This is a genomic window from Pseudomonas sp. NFX224, assembly GCF_048565165.1.
Taxonomy (GTDB): domain Bacteria; phylum Pseudomonadota; class Gammaproteobacteria; order Pseudomonadales; family Pseudomonadaceae; genus Aquipseudomonas.
In genome coordinates, this window is the sequence record NZ_CP183416.1 from 400,753 (window position 1) to 425,795 (window position 25,043).

The following is a 25,043-nucleotide window of genomic DNA, read 5'->3' on the forward strand; positions in this document are numbered from 1 at the left end:
CCCACAATCCCCTGTGGGAGATTCTATGGTTGAGGGGAAGCCTTCAACCTGCTTTCGGTTGGTATTCACCTTGCCCTTTCAGCAGTGCAAATACGATCCGGGCAAGTTTACGGGCCAAGATCACCAGTGCCTGCGTAGTACTGAACCCTTTAGCTCTTTGTTCTTGGTAAAAACCTTTCCAGGCGGCTGTGCGGCTGGCCGACATGGCAGCGTTGTGCAAAAGCCGACGCGCCTCCGGATCGCCGCGCTTGGTCAGGCTGCGGCGACCGTCTTTTTGTCCTGACTGCGATACCCGCAAATCCATCCCCAAAAACGCGATGAAGGCATCTGCATTTCTGAAATCGCCTCGCTGAAAAGCCGCGATCAAGCGGGCACCAGTCAGAAAGCCGATACCTTCGACTTTCATGCAACGCTTCAACTGGGCAAGCAAGCCGGCTTCTTTCAGGCGGTCGTTGATCATTTTCTCGACCAGCCCTTCAAGCCTCTGCATGGAGGCCACTTGCTCGGCAAAAGCGGCTTTGAGCAGCGGTTCATTTGTCCAGCTCTGCACCAAGCCAACCCGCGCCTGAACCAGCGCCGCGCGCCGGCGGAAAAGGCTCAAGAGGCAGCGGTACAACGGCGATGGCGGAATCCATGGATGAAGCTCTTCATACTCGTTCTTCAGATAGCGAGCGAGTAACTTTGCATCCAGCGCGTCAGTTTTGGCGCGAACTTTCACACCTTTGCGGTAATGGCTCAGTTCATAGCCACCGACCATGTAAATGGTGCAACCGGCCTCATGGGCCAGGTCGGCGAACTCCAGGTGATAGATATTGGTCGACTCAATAGCGATATCGACCGGTGCCAGCAAGGCTTTCAGCCATTTCTTGATGGCTGGCTTGTTATTGGGAAGCGTCTCAAGCAGATCCAGTTCGGCCTGATAGATCATCAACTCACTCTTGGCGACATCCACGCCCACGATTGGCTTGATAGCAGAAACCGGCATTGCCATTAAACATCCCCCGAGATATGGTTTTGAGCACTTGAAGGGCTCACCCAGAGGCGCAGGCTTGTTCCTATCGTCGGTCTAGCCAGATGCATTCTTTATCGGTGCTTGGGTGAAAGGAGGAGGGGCGAAATCTCCCACGGATCTGTACTGCGCTAACAGTCAGAATCGAGCCTTGTCCCTCCTCCTCCCTTCAAGTCCTAGCATACAAGCGAGCCTGCTCGCGATGACTGACGAACAATCGACACTTTTATCGACTGGACGGACGCCATCGCGAGCAGGCTCGCTCCTACAGGGATTGTGGTTAGACGTTAGAGAGCGTCGCGCGACGGCTTGCCATCCACCAGCCGTTGAATGCGCAACGGATTACCGTTCTTCAACGCATCCGGCAGCAGGCTGTCCGGGTAGTTCTGGAAGCACACCGGACGCAGGAAGCGGTCAATGGCCAAGGTGCCCACCGACGTGCCGCGCGCATCCGACGTTGCCGGGTACGGCCCGCCATGCACCATCGAATCACACACTTCGACACCGGTCGGATAACCATTGAGCAGGATTCGCCCGACCTTCTGTTCCAGCAATGCCGTCAGTTCGCTGAACTGTTGGAAGTCTGCCTGCTCGCCGATGATCGTCGCCGTCAATTGACCGTGCAGACCGTTCAACGCAGCGCTCAGCTGCGCCTGATCCGCCACTTCGACGACGACGGTGGTCGGCCCGAACACTTCCTCTTGCAGCACTTCATCGCCATTGAGCAACAGGCTGACATCAGCCTTGAACAATTGCGGCTGCGCCTGATGCCCTTGCTGCGCATTGCCCGCCAGATGCTCGATGCCCGGATGATCGAGGAGCTTTTGCAGGCCTTTGCCGTAGCTGCTCAAGGTCCCGGCATTGAGCATCGTTTGCGCCGATTGATCGGCCATCATGTCGGCCAGCAACGTCAGGAACGTGCTGAACTGCGGCGAACGGATACCAATCACCAGGCCCGGGTTGGTGCAGAACTGACCACAGCCTTGCACCACCGAAGCCGACAGGCCACGGGCAATGGTTTCCGTGCGGTCTTGCAACGCCTGCGGCAGCACGATCACCGGGTTGATGCTCGACATCTCGGCGAATACCGGAATCGGTTGCGGACGCGCGGCCGCCATGTCGCAAAGCGCCCGGCCACCTTTGAGCGAACCGGTGAACCCGACCGCCTGAATCGCCGGGTGCTTGACCAGCGCTTCACCGACGCCAGCGCCATAGATCATGTTGAACACACCGGCCGGCATCGAGGTTTTTTCCGCAGCGCGGATGATCGCATCAGCCACTTGTTCGGCTGTCGCCATGTGGCCGCTGTGGGCCTTGAACACCACCGGGCAACCGGCGGCCAGGGCCGCAGCGGTGTCGCCACCCGCCGTGGAAAACGCCAGGGGAAAGTTGCTGGCACCGAACACGGCTACCGGCCCGAGGCCGATGCGGTATTGGCGCAGGTCTGGACGCGGCAGAGGTTGGCGGTCGGGCAATGCCTGATCGATGCGCGCACCGTAGAAATCGCCGCGACGCAGTACGCTGGCGAACAAACGCATCTGGCCACTGGTGCGCCCGCGCTCACCCATGATCCGCGCCGCCGGCAGCGCGGTTTCGCGGCAGACCACCGAGACGAAATCATCACCCAACGCATCCAGCTCATCGGCAATCGCGTCGAGAAACTGCGCGCGACGTTCAGCACTCAGGCTGCGATAGGCCGGGAACGCGGCAGCGGCAGCCTTCGCGGCGGCGTCCACCTCCTCCGCGGTGGCCTGGATAAAGTCGTGAGGCAACGCCTCGCCGGTTTCAGCATCGACGCTTTGTAGTTTGACGCTGCCCAACGCACTGCGCTGGCCGCCGATGTAGTTGTGGCCAAGAATCAGGGTCATGCATTTCTCCTCAAAGTGTTCCGACGGTGCCGGGTTCGAACGCAGCTTGAACCGGTTCGATGCCATTGATCAACGGCGCGCCGAATTCGGCCTGACTGATCTCGAATACATCGCCCGGTTGCGTGCGTATCCCATCGGCAAACGACAGGGTCGCGGTGCCGAAGAAGTGAATGTGCACATCCCCCGGACGCAGGAACTGACTGTATTTGAAATGGTGGAATTCCAGGTTCGCCAGGCTATGGCACATGTTGGCCTCGCCGCTGAGGAACTCGTTCTGCCACAGCACTCCGCCGTCGCGCAGGATGCGGCTGGTGCCGGCCAGGTGCTGCGGCAATTCGCCAACGCGCAATTCCGGGCCGTAGCTGCAACTGCGCAGTTTCGAGTGGGCCAGATACAGGTAGTTCTTGCGCTCCATGACGTGGTCGGAAAACTCGTTGCCCACGGCAAAACCGAGGCGATACGGTTTGCCATCATGACCGATGACGTACAGGCCACTGAGCTCCGGCTCTTCCCCTGCGTCTTCGGCAAACGGCGGCAGCGGGAATGGCTGGCCGGGACGCACGACGATGCTGCCGTCGCCCTTGTAAAACCATTCCGGTTGCACACCCGCCTGACCCGCTGGCGGCTTACCGCCCTCCACGCCCCATTTGAAAATGCGCATGGTGTCGGTCATCGCCGCTTCGTCGCCGGCCTGCTGGTGCATTTTGTCCCGGGCCGAGGCGCTGCCCAAGTGGGTCAAACCGGTGCCGCTGACCAGCATGTGCGCCGGGTCCGGATGATCCAGCGGCGGCAGGATGCGCAATTGCGCCAGTAGATCGGCGTAGTCGTGGCTGATGCCCAGGCCCAAGGCGTTGACTTGCTGCTCAAGGCCGACGCCCGCTTCGATCGCCGCCAGGGCCAGGTCGCGCACGGTGCGTGCGTCCTGCACTTCACGCACCAGCCCCTCCTCGACGACACCAACGCGGCGCTCGCCGTTACTCAATTCGAATTGAACCAAACGCATGGATTTTTCTCCTGTAGACGCAACACTTCAAAACAACGCAGCCCCCCTGAGGGAGCGAGCCTGCTCGCGATGAGGTCGTAAGATCCGACATTGATGTCGACTGATGGACCGCTATCGCGAGCAGGCTCGCTCCTACAGTTGATCGGGGCTGATCCCAAGATTCAGCTACGGATTGCGCCCCGCGCACTCGCCGCAAATTCATCCGCGGGCAGCACGCGCTTGCGCTCCAGCAACCGGTAGACCACGCCCGTCAAAATCAGGCCGAAGACCATCACGCAGGACAGGAAATACAGCCCTGAAGCCAGGTTGCCGGTGTATTCCTTGAGCGCGCCGATGACGAACGGGCCGATGTAGCCACCGAGGTTGCCCACCGAGTTGATCAGGGCAATCCCCGCCGCCGCACTGGCCCCGGCAAAGAAGCGACCGGGCAAGGTCCAGAACACCGCCGTGCAGGAGAACAGCGAGAACGCCACCAGGCACAACGCCGCCAGTTGCAGCACCGGCACCGACAGCCAGGCACTGAGGAACAGGCCAATGGCACCCAGTACATAAAGCACCGCGAGGTGACCGTAGCGATCATTCAAACGGTCGGAACTGCGCGGGATGATCAGCAGGCCAATGATCCCGAAGATGTACGGCACCGATGACACGAACCCGGTGACCAGGTCGCTGCCGCCGAACTGTTTGATCAGCGTTGGTAGCCACAAACCGAGGCCATAGATGCTGAGAGTCACCGGCAGGTAGAACAACGCCAGCAGCAAAACGCGTTTGTCCTTGAGGGCGTGCAGCGGGTTGCCGTGGCGGGTCTGGCCGTACTGTTCCAGGTCTTTTTTCAGCTCGCCGGCCAGCCAGTCTTTTTCCGCCTGGTCCATCCACTTCACTTGCTGCGGGCCGTCGGGCAACCAGCGCAATACCGGCCAGGTTAGCAGGATCGCCGGGGTGCCGATGACGATGAACAGCCACTGCCAGCCATGTAGCCCGAGCACGCCGTCCATGCCCAGCAAGCCACCGGACACAGGGCCGGTGATCATCATGGCGATGGGTTGGGACAGGATGAACAGCCCGAGGATCTTGCCGCGATGGCGAACCGGGAACCACTGGGTGATGTAGTACAGAACGCCCGGGAAGAACCCGGCTTCGGCGGCGCCGAGCAAGAAGCGCATCACGTAGAAGCTGTTCGGCCCCTGGACAAAGGCCATGCCGATAGTGATGGCGCCCCAGGTGATCATGATCCGCGCAAACCAGCGTCGTGCGCCGAAGCGATCGAGCATCAGGTTGCTGGGGATTTCCAGCAGGAAGTAACCAATGAAGAACAACCCTGCGCCGAGACCATAAGCCGCATCGCCCAGGCCGATGTCGGCGCCCATGTGCAATTTGGCGAAGCCCACTGCGGAGCGATCCACATAGGCGATCAGGTACAGCAGGATCAGGAAGGGAATCAGTTTCAGCGTGATGCGACGAATAAGCCGCAGTTCCTGGCTCATGAGATCGGTCTCCGATTGTTGTTTTTATAGAACCTCGGGGGACGCCTCTCGCGACAAATCGCCAGGGCCATCCCTCCGCTGAAAATGACTATATAGTAATACTATTTACTCAACAACACTTCCAAAGCGGCGAATTTGCGCTTATGTTACGCATCAGCTCGAACAATATAGTCATACAATAAGAGAATCGATCATGTCTGATAAGAAACCCACCCTGCGCTCCGCCCAATGGTTTGGCACCGCCGACAAGAACGGCTTCATGTACCGCAGCTGGATGAAGAATCAGGGCATCGCCGACCACCAGTTCCACGGCAAGCCGATCATCGGCATCTGCAACACCTGGTCGGAACTGACCCCGTGCAACGCGCATTTCCGCCAGATCGCGGAACACGTCAAACGCGGCGTGATCGAGGCCGGTGGTTTTCCGGTGGAATTCCCGGTGTTCTCCAACGGCGAATCGAACCTGCGCCCGACCGCCATGCTCACCCGTAACCTGGCCAGCATGGACGTGGAAGAAGCCATTCGCGGCAACCCGATTGACGGTGTAGTGCTGCTGACCGGCTGCGACAAAACCACCCCGGCCTTGTTGATGGGTGCGGCCAGTTGCGACGTGCCGGCCATCGTCGTCACCGGCGGGCCGATGCTCAACGGCAAGCACAAAGGCAAGGACATCGGCTCCGGCACTGTGGTCTGGCAGCTCAGCGAGCAGGTCAAGGCCGGCACCATCACCATCGACGATTTCCTGGCAGCCGAGGGCGGCATGTCGCGTTCGGCGGGCACCTGCAACACCATGGGCACAGCGTCGACCATGGCCTGCATGGCTGAAGCACTCGGCACTTCCCTGCCCCACAACGCGGCAATTCCAGCCGTCGATGCGCGGCGTTATGTGTTGGCGCACATGTCCGGCATGCGTGCCGTCGAGATGGTCCGCGAAGACTTGAAGCTGTCGAAGATCCTGACCAAGGAAGCGTTCGAAAACGCCATCCGCGTCAACGCTGCCATCGGTGGTTCGACCAACGCGGTGATCCACCTCAAAGCCATCGCCGGGCGCATTGGCGTCGAACTGGATCTGGACGACTGGACCCGCATGGGTCGCGGCATGCCGACCATCGTCGACCTGCAACCGTCCGGGCGTTTCCTGATGGAAGAGTTCTACTACGCCGGTGGTTTGCCAGCGGTATTGCGCCGCCTCGGCGAAGCCAATCTGATTCCGAATCCGAATGCCTTGACCGTCAATGGCAAGTCCATCGGCGAGAACACCAAGGATGCGCCGATCTACGGCGAAGACGAAGTGATCCGCACCCTCGACAACCCGATCCGCGCTGACGGCGGCATCTGTGTGTTGCGCGGCAACCTGGCACCGCTGGGTGCCGTGCTCAAGCCCTCCGCCGCCAGCCCTGAGTTGATGCAGCATCGCGGCCGTGCGGTGGTGTTCGAGAACTTCGACATGTACAAGGCGCGGATCAACGATCCGGAACTGGATGTGGATGCCAACTCGATCCTGGTGATGAAAAATTGCGGGCCGAAAGGCTATCCGGGCATGGCCGAAGTCGGCAACATGGGCCTGCCGGCGAAACTGCTGGCCCAGGGCGTGACCGACATGGTGCGCATTTCCGATGCACGCATGAGCGGCACCGCGTACGGCACCGTTGTGCTGCACGTCGCGCCGGAGGCGGCGGCAGGCGGACCTCTGGCAACGGTGAAAGAAGGCGACTGGATCGAGCTCGATTGCGCCAGCGGCCGACTGCACCTGGACATCCCGGACGCCGAACTCGCCGCGCGCATGGCTGACCTGCAACCACCGCAGCAATTGCTGGTGGGCGGTTATCGTCAGCTGTACATCGACCATGTGCTGCAAGCGGACCAGGGCTGCGATTTCGACTTCCTGGTCGGCTGCCGCGGCGCCGAAGTACCGCGTCATTCTCACTGACACCACCCTCCCCCTGTGGGAGCGAGCCTGCTCGCGATGGACGTCAACGATAACGCGCGCTGTCTGAATTTACGCGTCGTCGTTGCGTCCATCGCGAGCAGGCTCGCTCCTACAGTGTCTTATGCCTTCCTCAGGAGGGTGTCGTGCCTGCTATCATGCGCGACACCCCACCGCTCAGGACCGCGTCGCTCCCCATGGATTACCGCAAACCTTCCGACCGCAAAAGCATGCACTCGCGCATCGTCCAGGAACTGGGCATGCAGATCGTCTCCGGACGCTTCCTGCCGGACGACAAACTGCCCGCCGAAGCCCTGCTGTGTGAGGAATATGCCGTCAGCCGGCCGGTATTGCGTGAAGCCACGCGGGTGCTGGTCGCCAAGGGCCTGGTGTACTCCCGCCCGCGGGTCGGCACCGTGGTCAAGCCGCGTCGGGAATGGCACATGCTCGACCCGGACGTGCTGCACTGGCTGATGCAAAGCAGCCCGCAGAATGAATTCTTCAACCTGTTGACCAGCGTGCGCAGCATCATCGAACCGGCCGCCGCTGCCCTTGCCGCACAATTTGCCACCGACGCCGACATCGCCTCCATCGGTGAAGCCTACCAACGCATGGAAGCCGCACCGACGCCGGAAGCCTTGCTGCAACCGGACCTGGACTTCCACAGCCGCATCGCCGATGCGACCCACAACGACTTGCTGGCCAACCTGTGCAACATGCTTTCGGTGGCCATCGCCGAAGCCTTGAAGCATTCCAACCAGCGACCGAACCTGCATGAACTGGCCTTGCCACGGCACAGGGCGATTCTCACTGCCATCGAGAACCGCGATGCCCTCGGCGCGCGGCATGCGACGCTGGTGCAACTCGATGATGCGCGCAGTGCGTTGAATGTGGTGTTGGGTAGCGATCCTGCCTGACCGCTTCAGCCCGGTAGCAGTTCGTCGATGTGTCGATAATCGGACTGCAACTGCGCCGCCAACACCTTGCTGCGACCGAGCCGAATCGGCCCGCGCTCGATGTCGATCAGCAGGCCCGGACATTCAAGCACGGGCAACGTCTGCCAGTCCTTCAGCCGCCCATCGGTGACCAGCAGTAGCCGTTGCTGCTCCGCCGGAAAACGCTTCTGCCGCGCAGTGAGCCAGCGTCCCGCTTCGCCCAACGCTGCCAGCAACGGTGTGCCGCCCCCCGCGCCGAGGCCATCGAGCCAATGGCGCAGTCCGCTGGACGCTTTCAACCCTTGAACCTGCCACTTCGGCACTTGCCCGCTGGCCGTCAGCAAAGCGAGGCGCGCGCGTTGGCGATAGGCGTCATCGAACAGCTGCGCAAGCAAACCCTTGGCATCGCTCAACGCCTGATGACGGCGGGTGGACGCCGAGGCGTCGACAATCACCAGCCACAATTCATGGGGCGAACGGGTGCGCAGATGGAACACTAGCTCTGAGTGCTGACGCGGTCGGCCATTGAGCAGCGTGCCAGGCCAGTTGACCGTGCCGTTGCGGGCGGCGTGACGCTTGCCTTGTTTGCCGTGATCCAGCTGTCCGGCGCGGGGTCTGGCATTCGCCCCCGCGTCAGATCGAGGGCGAATGCCTAGGGCTTTTTTGGCCAGCTCGGCACTTCACGTCGGGTGCCGATGGGCAGCGTTTGAGCGGGCATTTCGCCCCACTGGCCCTGGCCTTCGCTCGAATGGGTGTTTTGCGCAGCCGCCTGTTGCGGCGCTGGCGCGGATTGCGGCGCGGGCGGTGTGTGTTCGCGACGGCGATGGCGCAAGGCGAATTCGGCAACGGCGTCGATATCTTCCTCGGCAATGCTGCTCGCCCCGCGCCAGGCCGCGTGGGCACGTGCGGCACGCAACCAGACCAGGTCCGCCCGCAAGCCATCGACCCCGGCAGCAAAACAGCGCTCGGTGATGTGCGCCAGCGCTGCATCGTCGAGGGGAATGTTCGCTAAAGCGCTGCGCGCCTTCTGACAACGCTCGCGCAGGTTCGCTTGCTCGCTTTCCCACTCGCCACAGAAGCCTTCGGGATCGCTGTCGAAATCCAGGCGTCGACGGATGATCTGGCCGCGCTCGGCAGGCTGGGTGTGTCCGCTGAGCGCGACGTTCAAGCCAAAGCGGTCGAGCAGTTGCGGACGTAACTCGCCCTCTTCCGGGTTCATGGTGCCGATCAACACGAACCTCGCCGAATGCCGATGGGAAATACCATCGCGCTCCACCAGATTGGTGCCGCTGGCTGCCACATCGAGCAGTAGATCAACCAGGTGATCGGGCAGCAGATTGACTTCATCGACGTAAAGCACGCCACCATCAGCCTTGGCCAGTACACCGGGAGAAAACTGCGCACGACCTTCGCTCAGGGCCGCATCCAGGTCGAGGGTGCCGACCAGACGTTCTTCGGTCGCACCCAAGGGCAAAGTGACGAACTGACCGCTGGCGAGCAGATCCGCCAGGCCCCGGGCCAGGGTCGACTTGGCCATGCCACGCGGACCTTCGATCAGCACGCCGCCGATCTTCGGGTCGATGGCGGTCAGGTACAACGCAAGCTTCAAATCGTCGGCGCCGACCACGGCGGAGAGCGGGAAATGCGGGGTGTCGGTCATTGTTCTGTCTCAGTCATGGTCGGTGATGTCATGAACACCTTCATCCCTGTGAGAGCGATGCGGTCAGCCATCTTCTTCTATATCCAATAGCAGGTTTTCCAGCGCCGCACGGTACTCGCCCGGCTCTTTCCACATGCCCCGTTGTTGCGCTTCGAGCATGCGTTCGGTCATGTCGCGCAAGGCATGGGGATTGTGCTCCCGGACAAAATCCCGGGTGCTCGGGTCGAGCAAGTAGGCATCGGCGAGCAAGGCGTACTGGTGATCGTCAATCAGTTGCGTGGTGGCGTCGAAGGCGAACAGGTTGTCAACCGTCGCCGCCATTTCGAACGCGCCTTTGTAGCCGTGACGCTTGACCCCGTCGAGCCACTTCGGATTGGCCGCCCGCGAGCGAATCACCCGATTCAGTTCTTCTTTGAGCGTGCGGATTTTCGGCAAGTCCGGCTGACTGTGATCGCCATGGTAACTGGCCGCCGCGGCACCGCTGAGGCTTTCGACTGCCGCGAGCATACCGCCCTGGAACTGGTAATAGTCGTTGGAATCGAGCAAGTCGTGTTCGCGGTTGTCCTGATTTTGCAGCACAGCCTGCACCTGGCTCAGACGCTGGGCAAACTGCTCACGGGCCACGGTGCCTTCGTCGGAACCGCCATAAGCGTAACCGCCCCAATTCAGGTAAACCTCGGCCAGATCCTCACGACTCTGCCACAGGCGACCGTCGATCGCGCCCTGCACACCTGCGCCATAGGCACCGGGTTTCGCACCGAAGATCCGCCAACCGGCCTGACGCTTTGCAGCCTCTTCATCGAGACCCGATTGCAGCAGCACTTCTCGTTCGGCGCGGACCTTGGCTGCCAACGGATTGAGGTCGTCCGGCTCATCCAGCGCGGCGACGGCTTGTACAGCGGCGTCGAACAAACGGATCAGATTGGCAAAAGCGTCACGGAAGAAACCCGACACTCGCAAAGTGACATCGACTCGCGGGCGGTCGAGCAGGCTCAGCGGCAGAATTTCAAAGTCGTCGACCCGCTGACTACCAGTGGCCCACACCGGACGCACACCCATCAATGCCATGGCCTGGGCGATGTCGTCGCCGCCGGTGCGCATGGTCGCCGTGCCCCAGACCGACAGGCCGAGCTGGCGCAAATGATCGCCGTGATCCTGCAAGTGCCGTTCAAGAATCAGGTTGGCCGACTGGAAACCGATGCGCCAAGCCGTGGTGGTCGGCAGGTTGCGCACGTCCACCGAATAGAAGTTGCGCCCGGTGGGCAGCACATCTAGACGACCGCGACTCGGTGCGCCGCTGGGCCCGGCCGGGACGAAACGACCGTGCAAAGCGTCGAGCAGACCGCGCATTTCTGCCGGGCCGCAGGCATCGAGGCGCGGTGCAATGACATCGCGCAGGCTGTCGAAGATGGCTTGGACTTCAACCCAATCTGCTCCCGAGGGTGTGCCAGTCGACATCAACGCGGCTGACGCTCCATCGCGAGCAGGCCCACTCCCACAGGGGTCATTCAGGGTCTGCGAGATCAGTTGTGCGGCGAACAGCTCAAGGCGTTCTCGGGTATCGCCGGCCGTACGCCATACCTCATCACTGACCATTAACAACGCGCCTGGTCGCGGCCCGGTCCACGTCTCGGCCAACGCACAATCCAGCGGATCGAACCCCAGGGCAAACGCCTTGGCCATCGCACGCAGCAAACTCGATTGCGCCCCGCGTCCATCGCCGCGCGGAATGCGCAAGAGCGCGAGCAAGGTATCGAGGCGCAAGCGACCGACCGGCGACTCGCCAAACACATGCAAGCCGTCGCGGATTTGCGATTCCTTCAAGTCGCACAGGTAAGTGTCCAGGCGCGGCAACCAAATCGTCGCATCGGCGTCGCTATCGAGCTTTTCGTCCAGTTGCAGTTCGCGGTCGATGTGGGTATCGCGCACCAGTTGCAGGATGTCGCGCTGCAATTCCCGGGCGCGGCGCGGATCGAGCAGTTGTGCTTCGTAATACTCGTCGGCCAATAGCTCTAGATTGCGCAGCGGACCGTAGGTTTCGGCGCGGGTCAGCGCCGGCATCAGGTGATCGATGATCACTGCCTGGGTGCGGCGCTTGGCCTGAGCACCCTCGCCCGGGTCGTTGACGATGAATGGGTAAATATTCGGCAGCGGACCGAGCAACGCATCCGGCCAGCAATGCTCGGACAACCCGACACCTTTGCCCGGCAGCCATTCAAGGTTGCCGTGCTTGCCGACATGGATCACGCCGTGAGCGCCGTAGGTGTTGCGCAGCCAGAAATAAAACGCCAGATAGCCGTGGGGCGGCACCAGGTCCGGGTCGTGATACACCGCGCTCGGGTCCACTTGATAACCGCGCGCCGGCTGAATGCCGACGAAGGTCAGGCCGAAACGCAGACCGGCGATCATCATCCGCCCGCCGCGACACATCGGATCGCTTTCAGGCGCGCCCCAACGCTCCAGCACCGCTGCGCGATTGACTTCGGGCAACGCAGTGAACATTGTCAGGTACTCATCCATTGCCAGGCTCTGCTGGCACGGACGCTGGTCGATCGTGTCCAGGTCATTGCTGACACCGCCGAGCAGTTGCTGGATCAATGCGGTGCCGCTGTACGGCAAGTCGGCTGGCAATGGATACCCTTCGGCGTGCAGCGCCCGCAGGATGTTCAACGCCGCAGCCGGCGTGTCGAGACCGACACCGTTGCCGATACGACCGTCGCGAGTCGGGTAGTTGGCAAGGATCAGCGCCACGCGTTTTTCTGCGTTGGGCAGGCGCGCCAGATCGATCCAGCGTCGCGCCAGTTCGGCGACAAAATCCATGCGCTCCGGTTGTGGCCGATAACAAACCACATCGGACTGACTGCGCTCGCTGCGCCATGCCAGATCCTTGAAGCTGATCGGTCGGCTGATGATCCGCCCGTCCAGTTCCGGCAACGCAATGTGCATCGCCAGATCACGCGGGCCGAGGCCTTGTTCACTGGCGCGCCAACCCGGTTCGTTGTCCTGGGCGCAAATTGCCTGAATCACCGGGATATTACGGCGAAACGGTCGTAAATGCGGCGCTTCCGGGCTGGATTGGGCGAAACCAGTGGTATTCAGAATCACCCCCGCTTCGACTTCATCCAGCCAATCCTCGACCACCGAAAGGCAGCCGGGCTCCTTCAAACTGGCCAGCGCAATTGGCAACGGGTTCAATCCCGCCGCCTGCAAGCGCTGGCAGAAAACATCGATGAATCCGGTATTCGCCGCCTGCAAGTGCGAGCGGTAGAACAAGACTGCCGCCACCGGTTGACCGGCCTGCCAGTCGACTTGCCAATCCTGCAGTGTTGCGGGGCTTTTATCGGGATGGTAGATCGCCGTGCGTGGCAGGGTTTGCGGCTCGGTCCAAACATAATCCCGCGCCAGCCAACGGTTGGCCAGACAGCGGAAGAAATCCAGAGCGTTGCCCATGCCGCCTTGACGCAGATACTGCCAGAGCCGGTCGCGATCATCGACGCCGACGGTGCTCAGGTCACTGAGCTCCGGGTCGGGACGATCATCCCCCGGCACCAGAATCAGTTGCACCCCTTGTTGCGACAACTCGACCAACCGCTCGACGCCATAGCGCCAATAGGCAATGCCGCCGTGCAGCGAGATCAGAATCACCTTGGCGTGACGCAGCACTTCATCGACATACAAGTCGACCGAGGCATGGTTCTGCACCTGCATCGGGTTGGCCAGACGTACGCTGGGGTAATCGTCGGGCAACTGCTGCGCCGCTTCGGCGAGCAGCGCCAGGCTGGAGTCGCCGCTGCACAGGATCACCAGCTCGGCGGGGGTTTGGCCAAGGTCGGCGATGTTGTCATCCGACACGAAGCCGCCGGGCTGGGTCCTGAGCAGGTGCATGGGTTACACGCTGAGCGCGGCGCGCAATTGCGCTTCGAGCAGTGCGGCGTCCAGTGCCTGGCCGATCAACACCAGACGGGTGACACGCGGCTCTTCGGCGCCCCACTGACGGTCGAAGTGTTTGTCGAAACGCGTGCCCACACCCTGAATCAGCAGGCGCATCGGTTTGTTCGGGATGGCGGCGAAACCTTTGACGCGCAAGATGCCGTGTTGCACCACCAGTTGGGTCAACGCGTCCATCAGCAGGCTTTCGTCGGCTTGCGGCAATTCGATGGAGATCGAATCGAAGGCATCGTGATCGTGGTCGTCGTGATCGTCATCACCGTCATGGTGGTGATCGTGGTGGCTGTGACGGCTGTCGATGTGCTCTTCGGAACCGGCGCCGAGGCCGATCAGCACGTCCAGTGGCAGGCGACCGCTGCTGGCTTCGATGACTTTCACCGCTGGCGGCAATTCTTCAGCGACTTCCAGGCGCACGCGGGCCAGGTCTTCCGGGCTGATCAGGTCGGCCTTGTTGAGGATCACCAGGTCGGCGCTGGACAGTTGGTCGGCGAACAGCTCGTGCAGCGGCGATTCGTGGTCCAGGTTCGGGTCGAGTTTGCGCTGGGCGTCGACCTGATCCGGGAACGCGGCGAAGGTGCCGGCGGCTACGGCCGGGCTGTCGACCACGGTGATCACCGCGTCGACGGTGCAGGCGCTGCGGATTTCCGGCCATTGGAAGGCTTGCACCAAGGGTTTTGGCAGGGCCAAACCGGAGGTTTCGATCAGGATGTGATCGAGATCGCCACGACGGGCGACCAGTTCGCGCATCACCGGGAAGAATTCTTCCTGGACGGTGCAGCACAGGCAGCCGTTGGCCAGTTCATAAACGCGGCCGCTGGCTTCTTCTTCGGTGCAACCGATGGAGCACTGCTTGAGGATTTCACCGTCGATGCCCAGCTCGCCGAACTCGTTGACGATCACCGCGATGCGGCGGCCCTGGGCGTTGTCGAGCATGTGCCGCAGCAAGGTGGTTTTGCCCGAGCCGAGGAAGCCGGTAACGATGGTGACGGGAAGTTTGGCCAGTGTTTTCATCGGATGCCCTTTGGCAAGGTGGCGGGCATACGGGACGAGTACCGGCAACGCACCTGCGCGCCGGAAGCGTTCGCCACCGGATCACCCCGCCCGGTTGTAGTGAGAATCTGTATCGAGGCAGGTCTCCTGGCTGACGGTGTGCCAGTCGTTCGACTGGCGTTTGCTGCGCCTTCCCGCGGGCTCAAGGGTTGAGCGTGCAGTGGCGTGGCAGCGAACATCACCGTTCACAGTTGCGGGGGCAGCCGCGGCATTGACCGCGTTCCCTTCTTAGCTTCGACAAACGCCGAAGAACCTCGAAAGCGCAAGGCTACGCATGGTATTGGGGCGGGTCAATGTCCGCAGGTTGATTGCGATCCTCTGTGGCGAGGGAGCTTGCTCCCGTTCGGCGGCGAAGCCGTCGCAAATCAGGAGTGCAGATTTTACCTGGATAATGGTAAGAGGGGTCGCTTCGCAACCCAGCGGGAGCAAGCTCCCTCGCCACAATTGGTTTGTGTAGACCCTTAAATGCGAACCCTTGCCAATTGACGCCCAACCCCTGCCCATGCTCTCCTACACACCTTGTTACGGGTGCCCTTCACAGGGTGAAACGGGAAACCGGTGAATCATGTGCTTTACTCAAAGCCATGTCAGTCCGGTGCTGCCCCCGCAACGGTAAGCGAGTGAAGCGTCAGATCCACTGTGCCAACCAGGCATGGGAAGGTGATGCTTGCAGGATCAGGCTCAGGCCTGCGCCCCTCGCGAGCCCGGAGACCGGCCCGCAACACAAAGTGAAAACACAATCACTGAATGACAAACCCGCGGTGGGCGGGCGCTGTTCGAATCTCTGCGCGCCCGTTCGTGCGGAGACTCTGCATGCGCTTTTGATTCCCCGCTGACAGACCAGAGGGAAACGCCATGTCGATCATCAGCAGCACCGGCCACAGCAGCTCTTCCAGCGCCACCACAACCCTGACTCAACGCCTGACCGCCGCCGTTTGCGCGTCGATCCTCGGCGCGTGCCTGGTGTACTTCGCCGGTTTCTCGCACATTGAAGCGGTGCACAACGCTGCTCACGATACCCGCCACAGCTCCGCATTCCCGTGCCATTGAGACCTGCCGACATGATCAAGCGTATTGCGCAAACCGCAGGTTTCACCGGGCTGCTCGCTGCCCTGCTGTTGACCCTGCTGCAAAGTTTCTGGGTGTCGCCGCTGATTTTGCAGGCCGAGACCTACGAGAAATCCGAACCGGCCGCTGTTGAAGTCCACGAACATGCCCACGCCGAGGGCGCTGCCGCCGCTCACACCCACGATGCCGAAGCCTGGGAGCCGGAAGACGGCTGGCAGCGCGTGCTGTCGACCACTGGCGGCAATCTGGTGGTGGCGGTCGGTTTCGCACTGATGCTCGCTGGCCTCTACACCCTGCGCGCACCGACCAAAACCTCTCAGGGCCTGCTCTGGGGCCTGGCCGGTTATGCGACCTTCGTGCTGGCGCCGACCCTCGGCCTGCCGCCTGAACTGCCAGGCACCGCTGCTGCCGATCTGGCGCAGCGGCAGTTCTGGTGGATCGGCACTGCCGCGTCCACCGCTGTCGGCATCGCCCTGATCGTGTTCAGCCGCCACTGGCTGATGAAAGTCCTTGGCGCGGCGATCATCGCCGTTCCCCATGTGATTGGCGCCCCGCAACCGGAAGTGCATTCGATGCTCGCGCCGGAAGCACTCGAAGCCCAATTCAAAATCGCTTCGCAGCTGACCAACGTGGCGTTCTGGCTGGCCTTGGGCCTGATCAGCGCCTGGTTGTTCCGCCGCAAAAGCGATGGTCAATACCACGCATGACTGATGTCAGCACAGCGCCGACCCTGGTGGTCGGCCTGGGCTGCCAGCGCGGCTGCCCCGTCAATACGTTGCGGGCGCTGCTGGATCAGGCGTTGCAAGCGCATCGAATCGGGCTGGATCAAATCAAGGCTTTGGCCAGTATCGACTTGAAGCGTGATGAACCGGCGCTGATGGAATTGGCCGCGCAACTGGCGCTGCCACTGATGTATTTCAGCAGCGAACAACTGGCCGGTTATCAGCCACAACTCAGTCACCATTCCGAGATCGCATTCGAGCGCACCGGATGCTATGGCGTGGCGGAAAGCGCCGCCCTGGCCCTGGCCGAACAACTGGCCAATGCACCGGCAAAGCTGCTGATCCCGCGACAGAAATATGCCCAGGCCACGCTGGCATTGGCCAGCGCCGCATAAAATCCCCGATAATCCGCGCATTCGATCATGAGCAATCTTCATCTGAAGCCTTGCGCAGACCCTTTTTCCCACAGGAACCGACGATGACCGTCTACTTCATTGGCGCAGGTCCCGGCGACCCGGAACTGATTACCGTCAAAGGCCAACGGCTGATTCGCAGCTGCCCGGTGATCATCTATGCCGGCTCACTGGTGCCCGCTGCAGTGCTTGAAGGCCATCACGCCGAAACGGTGGTCAACAGCGCCGAACTGCACCTGGAACAGATCATTGAATTGATCAAGACCGCCCACGCCAACGGCCAGGATGTGGCGCGGGTGCATTCCGGCGATCCGAGCCTGTATGGCGCTATCGGCGAACAGATTCGCTACTTGCGCGAGCTCGGCATTCCGTTCGAAATCATCCCCGGCGTCACCGCAACCGCGGCCTGTGCGGCACTGTTGGGCGCCGAATTGACGTTACCGGACATCTCCCAAAGCGTGATCCTGACCCGCTACGCCGACAAAACCGCAATGCCGCCGGGCGAGGAGTTTTCCAGTCTGGCGCAGCATGGCGCGACCATGGCGATTCATTTGGGGGTTAATCACCTGACGAAGATTGTCGAGGAACTGCTGCCGTATTACGGCGCGGATTGCCCAATTGCAGTGGTGCACCGGGCGACCTGGCCGGATCAGGATTGGGTGGTCGGGACGCTGGCGGACATTGCCGCGAAGGTTGAAGCCAAGGGCTTCCGTCGTACGGCGTTGATTCTGGTGGGTCGGGTGCTGGGCAGCGACCATTTCAGCGAATCGTCGCTGTATCGCGCAGGGCATGCGCATCTTTATAGGCCCTGAAGCACCTGTGGCGAGGGAGCTTGCTCCCGCTGGACCGCGAAGCGGTCCCAATATCAGCTAACACATTCATCACGGGAAAATGCATTGGCTGACTTTGTGATGGCTATGCCATCAAGCGGGAGCAAGCTCCCTCGCCACAGCGCCGTTTTTTCATTTCGCAGCGAACACCTTAGTAGTAGGCGTTTTCTTTCTGCGTGTGGTCGGTCACGTCGCGAACACCCTTGAGCTCGGGGATGCGCTCGAGCAAGGTGCGCTCAATGCCTTCCTTCAAGGTGACGTCTGCCTGGCCGCAGCCCTGGCAACCGCCGCCGAATTGCAGAACGGCGATGCCGTCTTCAACGACGTCGATCAGGCTGACCTGACCGCCGTGGCTGGCCAGCCCCGGGTTGATCTCGGTTTGCAGGTAATAATTGATGCGCTCGTTGACCGGGCTGTCGGCGTTGACCATCGGCACTTTGGCGTTTGGAGCCTTGATGGTCAGCTGGCCGCCCATGCGGTCGGTGGCGTAATCGACAACCGCGTCGTCCAGGAAGGCTTCGCTGAAGTGATCGATGTAAGCGGTGAAGCTTTTCAGCCCCAGCGCCGTGTCTTCAGGTTTTTCTTCGCCCGGCTTGCAGTAGGCAATGCAGGTTTCTGCATACTGGGTGCCAGGCTGGGTGATAAAGACGCGGATGCCGATGCCCGGGGTGTTCTGCTTGGAGAGCAGATCAGCCAGGTAATCGTGGGCGGCGTCGGTGATGGTAATAGCGGTCATGGAAACTCCTCGCAGGCTTGGGCGCAGTTTACGCCAATCATCGCCGCGGACAAAGTCCTAGTATTTTTGTCGGGAAAAGAAACACTGATTTCCCCTGGTTTTTTGCAGGAGCGAGCCGGCTCGCTCCTGCAGGGGTCGGCGATCACTCAAAGGTTTTCGTAGCGATTCATGTCCAGCACGCCCTCTTCCACCGGCTCGGCCTCATGGATGTAGCGGCTCAAGTCATGAAAATACCGCCAGAACTGTGGATGACTGCGACGGATCCCCCAACGTTCGACGATTTTCTCGAAACGGTGCGCGTCCTTCGCATTTTCCATCGCATCCACAAACGCCGGGACTTGATCGGCCGGGATGTTGAACATGAAGTTCGGGTAACTGCTGAGTACGCCGGGGAAAATGGTGAGAGTATCCAGCCCCGGCTGATAACGCAGCGATTCGCCGAGCAGGAATGCCACGTTACTGTGCGCGCGGTTGCGCAACAGGCTGTAGACCACACGCTGCCCGCTCGCGGTTTCGATACGCAGCATCGTGGCTTCCGGCAGTTGATCGATGACCCTGAGCCCGGCAGCCGGACGCGCCGTGAGCGTGCTCAAGGCTTGCTCGGCATTCTGCAAGGCAGGGTCGATGTTCGGTCGCGAACAATACGCGCCGTCGCAGCGATTGATCGGATCAGGCTTGGCGTTGAGCTCACCGTAACGCGCCAGCAACTGCATGGCGAAGTCGCGTTTGGGGTCTTTTTCATTGAGCTTCAGCGCGGTCGGCTTGTCGTCGTCGATGGCTTCATAGTCCAACCACATCTTGAATTTGCCGCTGTTCTGGTACCAGTCGTCGAGGTAATCGTCTCGTGAATCGGCCGGCATCAGGCGCAGGAAATTCTGCTCGGCGCCATTGCGGATCAGGTCGAAATACAGGCGTGTCTGGGCTTGATGGGAGACGTTGCCGTACACGTCGAAATTCACCGCCAACTGATAATACGTGCGCTCCAGCAAGGGGTAGTCGAACAGCCACATGGTCTGCGGCACCTCGCCGATCAAGCCTTTGGTCACGGCGGCGCTGTCGAAATGGCGGAAAATACTCAGCAGCGCATTGTCGTTACCCGCCCACAGCGTCGACCAACTCGGTGCCGGCTCATCGGCGTAGCTGTCCCGGCGCAAGGCCTCGTATTCGTTACGTTTGTCGCGGTAATCGTGCCAAAGGGTCAGGACGCTGCCGACATCATCGTTCTGCCCCGGCATCGCCAGTAACGGCGTGGCCTGGCCGCGATAGTTCGGGTCGGTGATATAGAGGTCGTGTTCCGGCGCCTGGAACATTGCCCAGAAGTTATCGCGGATCACGTCCGTGGCGATCTGCCCCCGACACACGGGGCCGCGAATAAAGGTGCGCACGAAGTATTCGGCGTTATCGAGCATGAACTGGTAACGCGCCTGGGCCGGGATGGCTTCGAACGTGGAAAACGGATTGGCCCGACGTTCAGGCCCATAACCCGGCAAGGCGCTGACCTGCCAATTGCCGTTGTAGAACAGGCTTTTGACCCGCGCCATTTTCGCCGCGCTCAGCGCATAGGTGATGTGTGTCTTGTGCACGATCGCACCCTGGACCGGCCACAAGCGGTAATAGAACTGCGTGCCCGGATCGTCGTTCGGGCGACGGGTGTTGATCACGTCGATGGGCTGGCCGGTCGGCGTGCGCGAACGCACCCACTGGAAGAAATGCCCCGGTTCACCGTCCTTGAAATAAATGTGCGCGAGGAACCAGTGTTCGAACAGCCAGCGCCCCACCAGACTTTGCCGGGCGCCCGGTGCGTTGAGCAGGTTCTCCCATTGCACCACTTGCAATGCTTCTTGTGCGCTCGGCACCAGGCCTTGCTCGTCAATTGGCGCACCAGATGCCAGCCAGCGTTGCAGCGTCTGGTATTGCTGATCGGTCAGGCCGGTGACCGCCAGCGGCATGCCTTCTTTCGGATGAGCGTTGGCATAGCTGTCGAACTCAGCAGGCACGGCGCACAGGTTGTCGCGGTTCAGGCCCAGGACGATGTCTTCGGGCAGCTTGGCATTAGGTTGCAGCGGCACGCTGTGGCCCAGTTCAAGCATTCGCGCCATCAGTGCAGCCTGGCTGCCCTGGGCGTCGAGTACCGAATAAAAGCCCTTTTGCTGCCAGGCCCGCTTGCCGGTAGCGTCATAAAACAACCGGGTCGGCGCAACCGCCTGAGCGCGATCACCGTCGTACACCGGGATTTTCGTTGCGCCGCGTGCCGCGCCTTCGCCGCTGCCCAGATTGAGCTGACAGGCGGCGTCGTTGCAGGCGTGGCAGGCCACACATTTTTCGGTGAAGATCGGCTGAATATCGCGGGTGTAGGAGATTGCAGGGGACATCGCCGGACTCTGCGCGACCGCGCCCCAGCTTAAAAACATCAACACACTGCTGATGACGACGCGATACGACATGTCCCTGGTCCCGATCCTTTGAAAAACGCCGAGATTCTACCGGTCTGACGCCGGCACCAACATGAGCGATATTCATGCAAAACCCGAACATGCTCTAAAAGCGTACAGGTTTGCTATTATCCCGGCCCTTCGTCATGGCCTTACCGAGTAGTCCAAATGTCCGATCGCAGTGTTCGCCTTCAAGCTCTCAAGCACGCCCTTAAAGAGCGCATCCTGATTCTCGATGGCGGCATGGGCACGATGATCCAGAGCTATAAGCTCGAAGAACAGGACTATCGTGGCAAACGCTTCGCCGACTGGCCGAGTGATGTCAAAGGCAACAACGACCTGTTGGTGCTGACGCGCCCGGACGTGATTGGCGGCATCGAGAAAGCCTACCTCGACGCCGGCGCCGACATCCTGGAAACCAACACCTTCAACGCCACCCAGATTTCCCTGGCCGATTACGGCATGCAAGGTCTGGCGTACGAGTTAAACGTAGAAGGCGCGCGCCTTGCACGCAAGGTGGCGGATGCCAAGACCCTGGAAACCCCGGACAAGCCGCGCTTCGTTGCCGGCGTGCTCGGCCCTACCAGCCGCACCTGTTCGCTGTCGCCGGACGTCAACAACCCCGGCTACCGCAACGTGACCTTTGATGAGCTGGTGGAGAACTACACCGAATCCACCAAGGGCCTGATCGAAGGCGGCGCTGACCTGATCCTGATCGAAACCATCTTCGACACCCTCAACGCCAAAGCCGCGATCTTCGCCGTGCAAGGCGTGTTCGAAGAGTTGGGCATCGAATTGCCGATCATGATTTCCGGCACCATCACCGATGCCTCCGGGCGTACCTTGTCCGGGCAGACCACCGAAGCATTCTGGAATTCCGTGGCCCACGCCAAACCGATTTCGGTCGGTCTGAACTGCGCCCTCGGTGCCAGTGAACTGCGTCCGTACCTCGAAGAGCTGTCGAACAAGGCCAACACCCACGTCTCGGCACACCCGAACGCCGGTCTGCCAAACGAATTCGGCGAGTACGACGAACTGCCGTCGCAAACCGCCAAGGTCATCGAAGAGTTCGCCCAAAGCGGCTTCCTCAACATCGTCGGCGGTTGCTGCGGCACCACGCCGGGCCACATCGAAGCCATCGCCAAAGCCGTGGCCGGTTATGCGCCGCGCGAGATTCCGGAAATCCCCAAGGCCTGCCGTCTCTCGGGTCTTGAGCCGTTTACCATCGATCGCAACTCGCTGTTCGTCAACGTCGGCGAGCGGACCAACATCACCGGTTCCGCCAAGTTTGCCCGCCTGATCCGCGAAGATAACTACACCGAAGCCCTGGAAGTCGCCCTGCAACAGGTCGAGGCCGGCGCGCAGGTGATCGATATCAACATGGACGAAGGGATGCTCGATTCGAAGAAGGCCATGGTGACCTTCCTCAATCTGATTGCCGGTGAACCGGACATCTCCCGCGTACCGATCATGATCGACTCCTCGAAGTGGGAAGTGATCGAAGCCGGCCTGAAATGCATCCAGGGCAAGGGCATCGTCAACTCGATCAGCATGAAGGAAGGCGTCGAGCAGTTCATTCATCACGCCAAACTGTGCAAACGCTACGGTGCTGCGGTGGTGGTGATGGCCTTCGACGAAGCCGGCCAGGCCGACACCGAAGCACGCAAGAAAGAAATCTGCAAACGCTCCTATGACATCCTGGTCAACGAAGTCGGCTTCCCGCCGGAAGACATTATTTTCGACCCGAACATCTTCGCCGTGGCCACCGGTATTGAAGAGCACAACAACTACGCTGTGGACTTCATCAATGCCTGTGCCTACATCCGCGATGAACTGCCGTATGCCCTGACCTCGGGCGGCGTGTCCAACGTGTCGTTCTCGTTCCGCGGCAACAACCCGGTGCGTGAGGCCATTCACTCGGTGTTCCTGCTGTACGCGATCCGCGCCGGCCTGACCATGGGTATCGTCAACGCCGGTCAATTGGAGATCTACGACCAGATCCCGGTGGAACTGCGCGACGCCGTGGAAGACGTGATCCTCAACCGCACCCCGGAAGGCACCGACGCCCTCCTCGCCATCGCCGACAAGTACAAGGGCGATGGCAGCGTCAAGGAAGCGGAGACCGAAGAATGGCGTAACTGGGACGTCAACAAGCGTCTGGAACACGCGCTGGTCAAAGGCATCACTACCCACATCGTCGAAGACACCGAAGAATCCCGTCAGTCGTTCGCTCGCCCGATCGAAGTGATCGAAGGCCCGTTGATGTCCGGCATGAACATCGTTGGCGACCTGTTCGGCGCCGGCAAGATGTTCCTGCCGCAGGTGGTGAAATCCGCGCGAGTGATGAAGCAGGCCGTGGCGCACTTGATCCCGTTCATCGAACTGGAAAAAGGTGACAAGCCGGAAGCCAAGGGCAAGATCCTGATGGCCACGGTGAAAGGCGACGTGCACGATATCGGCAAGAACATCGTCGGCGTGGTACTGGGTTGCAACGGCTACGACATCGTCGACCTCGGCGTGATGGTCCCGGCAGAAAAAATCCTGCAAGTGGCCAAGGAGCAGAAGTGCGACATCATCGGTCTGTCCGGCTTGATCACGCCGTCGCTGGATGAAATGGTTCACGTGGCCCGCGAGATGCAACGTCAGGATTTCCACCTGCCGTTGATGATCGGTGGCGCGACCACTTCCAAAGCACACACGGCGGTGAAGATCGAACCCAAGTACAGCAACGATGCGGTGATCTACGTCACTGACGCCTCCCGCGCCGTGGGTGTGGCGACACAGTTGCTGTCGAAGGAGTTGAAACCGGCCTTCGTCGAGAAAACCCGCCTGGAATACATCGACGTCCGCGAGCGCACCGCCAACCGCAGCGCCCGCACCGAACGCCTGAGCTATGCCGCGTCGATCGCGAAAAAACCGCAGTTCGACTGGAGCACCTACGAGCCGGTCAAACCGACGTTCACCGGCACCAAAGTGCTGGATAACATCGACCTGAAAGTGCTGGCCGAATACATCGACTGGACGCCGTTCTTCATTTCCTGGGACCTGGCTGGCAAATTCCCGCGCATCCTCCAGGACGAAGTGGTCGGTGAAGCGGCTACCGCGTTGTACGCCGACGCCCAGGAAATGCTCGCCAAACTGATCGACGAGAAGCTGATCAGCGCCCGTGCGGTATTCGGCTTCTGGCCGGCCAACCAGGTGCGTGACGACGACATCGAACTTTACGGCGATGACGGCAAGCCATTGGCCAAGCTGCATCACCTGCGTCAGCAGATCATCAAGACCGACGGCAAGCCTAACTTCTCCCTGGCCGACTTCGTCGCGCCGAAAGACAGCGAAGTGACTGATTACGTCGGTGGATTCATCACCACCGCCGGCATCGGCGCCGAAGAAGTGGCCAAGGCCTATCAGGACGCTGGCGACGACTACAACTCGATCATGGTCAAGGCGCTGGCCGACCGTTTGGCCGAGGCCTGCGCCGAATGGCTGCACCAGCAGGTGCGTAAAGAGCATTGGGGTTATGCCAAGGACGAAGCGCTGGACAACGAGGCGCTGATCAAGGAGCAATACAGCGGCATCCGCCCTGCTCCGGGTTACCCGGCGTGCCCGGATCACACCGAGAAAGCCACGCTGTTTGCCCTGCTCGACCCCGAAGCTGCCGAAATGCGTGCCGGCCGCAGTGGCGTGTTCCTCACCGAGCACTACGCGATGTTCCCGGCGGCGGCGGTCAGCGGTTGGTATTTCGCTCACCCGCAGGCGCAATATTTCGCCGTCGGCAAGATCGACAAGGACCAGGTGCAGAGCTACACGTCGCGTAAAGGCCAGGAGTTGAGCGTAACCGAACGCTGGCTGGCACCGAACCTCGGTTACGACGACTGAGTGCCACCTGTAGGAGCGAGCCTGCTCGCGATGGTCGTTAACGATAACGCGTGTTTACTGGTTAAACACGGCGTTCTAG

At 61.1% G+C, this 25,043-nt stretch carries 17 protein-coding genes and 2 riboswitches; of the genes, 7 read left to right on the top strand and 10 right to left on the bottom strand.

Going from position 1 to position 25,043, the window contains the following annotated elements; translation table 11 throughout:
- Nucleotides 1-43 precede the first annotated feature (43 nt).
- From ACNYC6_RS01675 to ACNYC6_RS01690, 4 genes are all read right to left on the bottom strand, one after another.
- Nucleotides 44-991, bottom strand: a complete 948-nt coding sequence (locus ACNYC6_RS01675; protein WP_419708264.1) for an IS110 family transposase — start codon at nt 989-991, stop codon at nt 44-46.
- 305 nt (nt 992-1,296) lie between these two features.
- Nucleotides 1,297-2,877: an aldehyde dehydrogenase (NADP(+)) gene (locus ACNYC6_RS01680; RefSeq protein ID WP_419710789.1), complete on the bottom strand. Its 1,581-nt coding sequence runs from the start codon at nt 2,875-2,877 to the stop codon at nt 1,297-1,299.
- A 10-nt stretch (nt 2,878-2,887) separates the two neighbouring features.
- Complete coding sequence (gene araD1, locus ACNYC6_RS01685) at nt 2,888-3,880, bottom strand: AraD1 family protein (protein WP_419710790.1); 993 nt, start codon at nt 3,878-3,880, stop codon at nt 2,888-2,890.
- Between the two features lie 161 nt (nt 3,881-4,041).
- Nucleotides 4,042-5,364, bottom strand: coding sequence for an MFS transporter (locus ACNYC6_RS01690; RefSeq protein WP_419710791.1), 1,323 nt, complete (start codon nt 5,362-5,364; stop codon nt 4,042-4,044).
- A 193-nt stretch (nt 5,365-5,557) separates the two neighbouring features.
- On the opposite strand from ACNYC6_RS01690, the gene ACNYC6_RS01695 reads away from it, so the two are divergent.
- Complete coding sequence (locus ACNYC6_RS01695; protein WP_419710792.1) at nt 5,558-7,294, top strand: IlvD/Edd family dehydratase; 1,737 nt, start codon at nt 5,558-5,560, stop codon at nt 7,292-7,294.
- Nucleotides 7,295-7,488: 194 nt separating this feature from the next.
- Nucleotides 7,489-8,208 carry a FadR/GntR family transcriptional regulator gene (locus ACNYC6_RS01700; RefSeq protein WP_419713056.1) on the top strand — a complete coding sequence of 240 codons (720 nt, stop codon included), beginning with the start codon at nt 7,489-7,491 and terminating at the stop codon, nt 8,206-8,208.
- A 5-nt stretch (nt 8,209-8,213) separates the two neighbouring features.
- Here ACNYC6_RS01700 and ACNYC6_RS01705 read toward each other — a convergent pair whose 3' ends face one another.
- From ACNYC6_RS01705 to cobW, 4 genes are all read right to left on the bottom strand, one after another.
- Nucleotides 8,214-8,759, bottom strand: coding sequence for a vWA domain-containing protein (locus ACNYC6_RS01705; protein WP_419713057.1), 546 nt, complete (start codon nt 8,757-8,759; stop codon nt 8,214-8,216).
- Between the two features lie 119 nt (nt 8,760-8,878).
- Nucleotides 8,879-9,886, bottom strand: a complete 1,008-nt coding sequence (locus ACNYC6_RS01710; protein ID WP_419710793.1) for an ATP-binding protein — start codon at nt 9,884-9,886, stop codon at nt 8,879-8,881.
- A gap of 63 nt (nt 9,887-9,949) precedes the next feature.
- Complete coding sequence (cobN, locus tag ACNYC6_RS01715; RefSeq protein ID WP_419710794.1) at nt 9,950-13,771, bottom strand: cobaltochelatase subunit CobN; 3,822 nt, start codon at nt 13,769-13,771, stop codon at nt 9,950-9,952.
- Nucleotides 13,772-13,774: 3 nt separating this feature from the next.
- Nucleotides 13,775-14,845: a cobalamin biosynthesis protein CobW gene (cobW, locus tag ACNYC6_RS01720; RefSeq protein ID WP_419710795.1), complete on the bottom strand. Its 1,071-nt coding sequence runs from the start codon at nt 14,843-14,845 to the stop codon at nt 13,775-13,777.
- A gap of 98 nt (nt 14,846-14,943) precedes the next feature.
- Nucleotides 14,944-15,156: riboswitch (cobalamin riboswitch) on the bottom strand.
- Between the two features lie 237 nt (nt 15,157-15,393).
- Nucleotides 15,394-15,619: riboswitch (cobalamin riboswitch) on the top strand.
- A gap of 120 nt (nt 15,620-15,739) precedes the next feature.
- On the opposite strand from cobW, the gene ACNYC6_RS01725 reads away from it, so the two are divergent.
- The 4 genes from ACNYC6_RS01725 to cobM all read left to right on the top strand — a co-directional run bounded on the left by ACNYC6_RS01725 (nt 15,740) and on the right by cobM (nt 17,899).
- Complete coding sequence (locus ACNYC6_RS01725; RefSeq protein ID WP_338581071.1) at nt 15,740-15,934, top strand: CbtB domain-containing protein; 195 nt, start codon at nt 15,740-15,742, stop codon at nt 15,932-15,934.
- Between the two features lie 11 nt (nt 15,935-15,945).
- Entirely contained in the window at nt 15,946-16,659 is a 714-nt protein-coding gene (locus ACNYC6_RS01730) for a CbtA family protein (RefSeq protein WP_419710796.1), read from the top strand.
- Nucleotides 16,656-17,069 (top strand): cobalamin biosynthesis protein, encoded by a 414-nt coding sequence (locus tag ACNYC6_RS01735; protein ID WP_419710797.1) that lies wholly within the window; start codon nt 16,656-16,658, stop codon nt 17,067-17,069. The genes ACNYC6_RS01730 and ACNYC6_RS01735 overlap by 4 nt, the downstream gene beginning before the upstream one ends.
- Nucleotides 17,070-17,152: 83 nt before the next feature.
- On the top strand, nt 17,153-17,899 hold the full coding sequence (gene cobM, locus ACNYC6_RS01740; RefSeq protein WP_419710798.1) for a precorrin-4 C(11)-methyltransferase: 747 nt from the start codon (nt 17,153-17,155) through the stop codon (nt 17,897-17,899).
- 169 nt (nt 17,900-18,068) lie between these two features.
- Here cobM and nfuA read toward each other — a convergent pair whose 3' ends face one another.
- Both nfuA and ACNYC6_RS01750 read right to left on the bottom strand, forming a co-directional pair.
- Nucleotides 18,069-18,653 (bottom strand): Fe-S biogenesis protein NfuA, encoded by a 585-nt coding sequence (gene nfuA / locus ACNYC6_RS01745; RefSeq protein WP_007912592.1) that lies wholly within the window; start codon nt 18,651-18,653, stop codon nt 18,069-18,071.
- Between the two features lie 146 nt (nt 18,654-18,799).
- Nucleotides 18,800-21,097 (bottom strand): fatty acid cis/trans isomerase, encoded by a 2,298-nt coding sequence (locus ACNYC6_RS01750; protein WP_419710799.1) that lies wholly within the window; start codon nt 21,095-21,097, stop codon nt 18,800-18,802.
- Nucleotides 21,098-21,253: 156 nt separating this feature from the next.
- Here ACNYC6_RS01750 and metH point away from each other — a divergent pair, with 156 nt between their 5' ends.
- Nucleotides 21,254-24,964 carry a methionine synthase gene (gene metH / locus ACNYC6_RS01755; RefSeq protein WP_419710800.1) on the top strand — a complete coding sequence of 1,237 codons (3,711 nt, stop codon included), beginning with the start codon at nt 21,254-21,256 and terminating at the stop codon, nt 24,962-24,964.
- Nucleotides 24,965-25,043 lie beyond the last annotated feature (79 nt).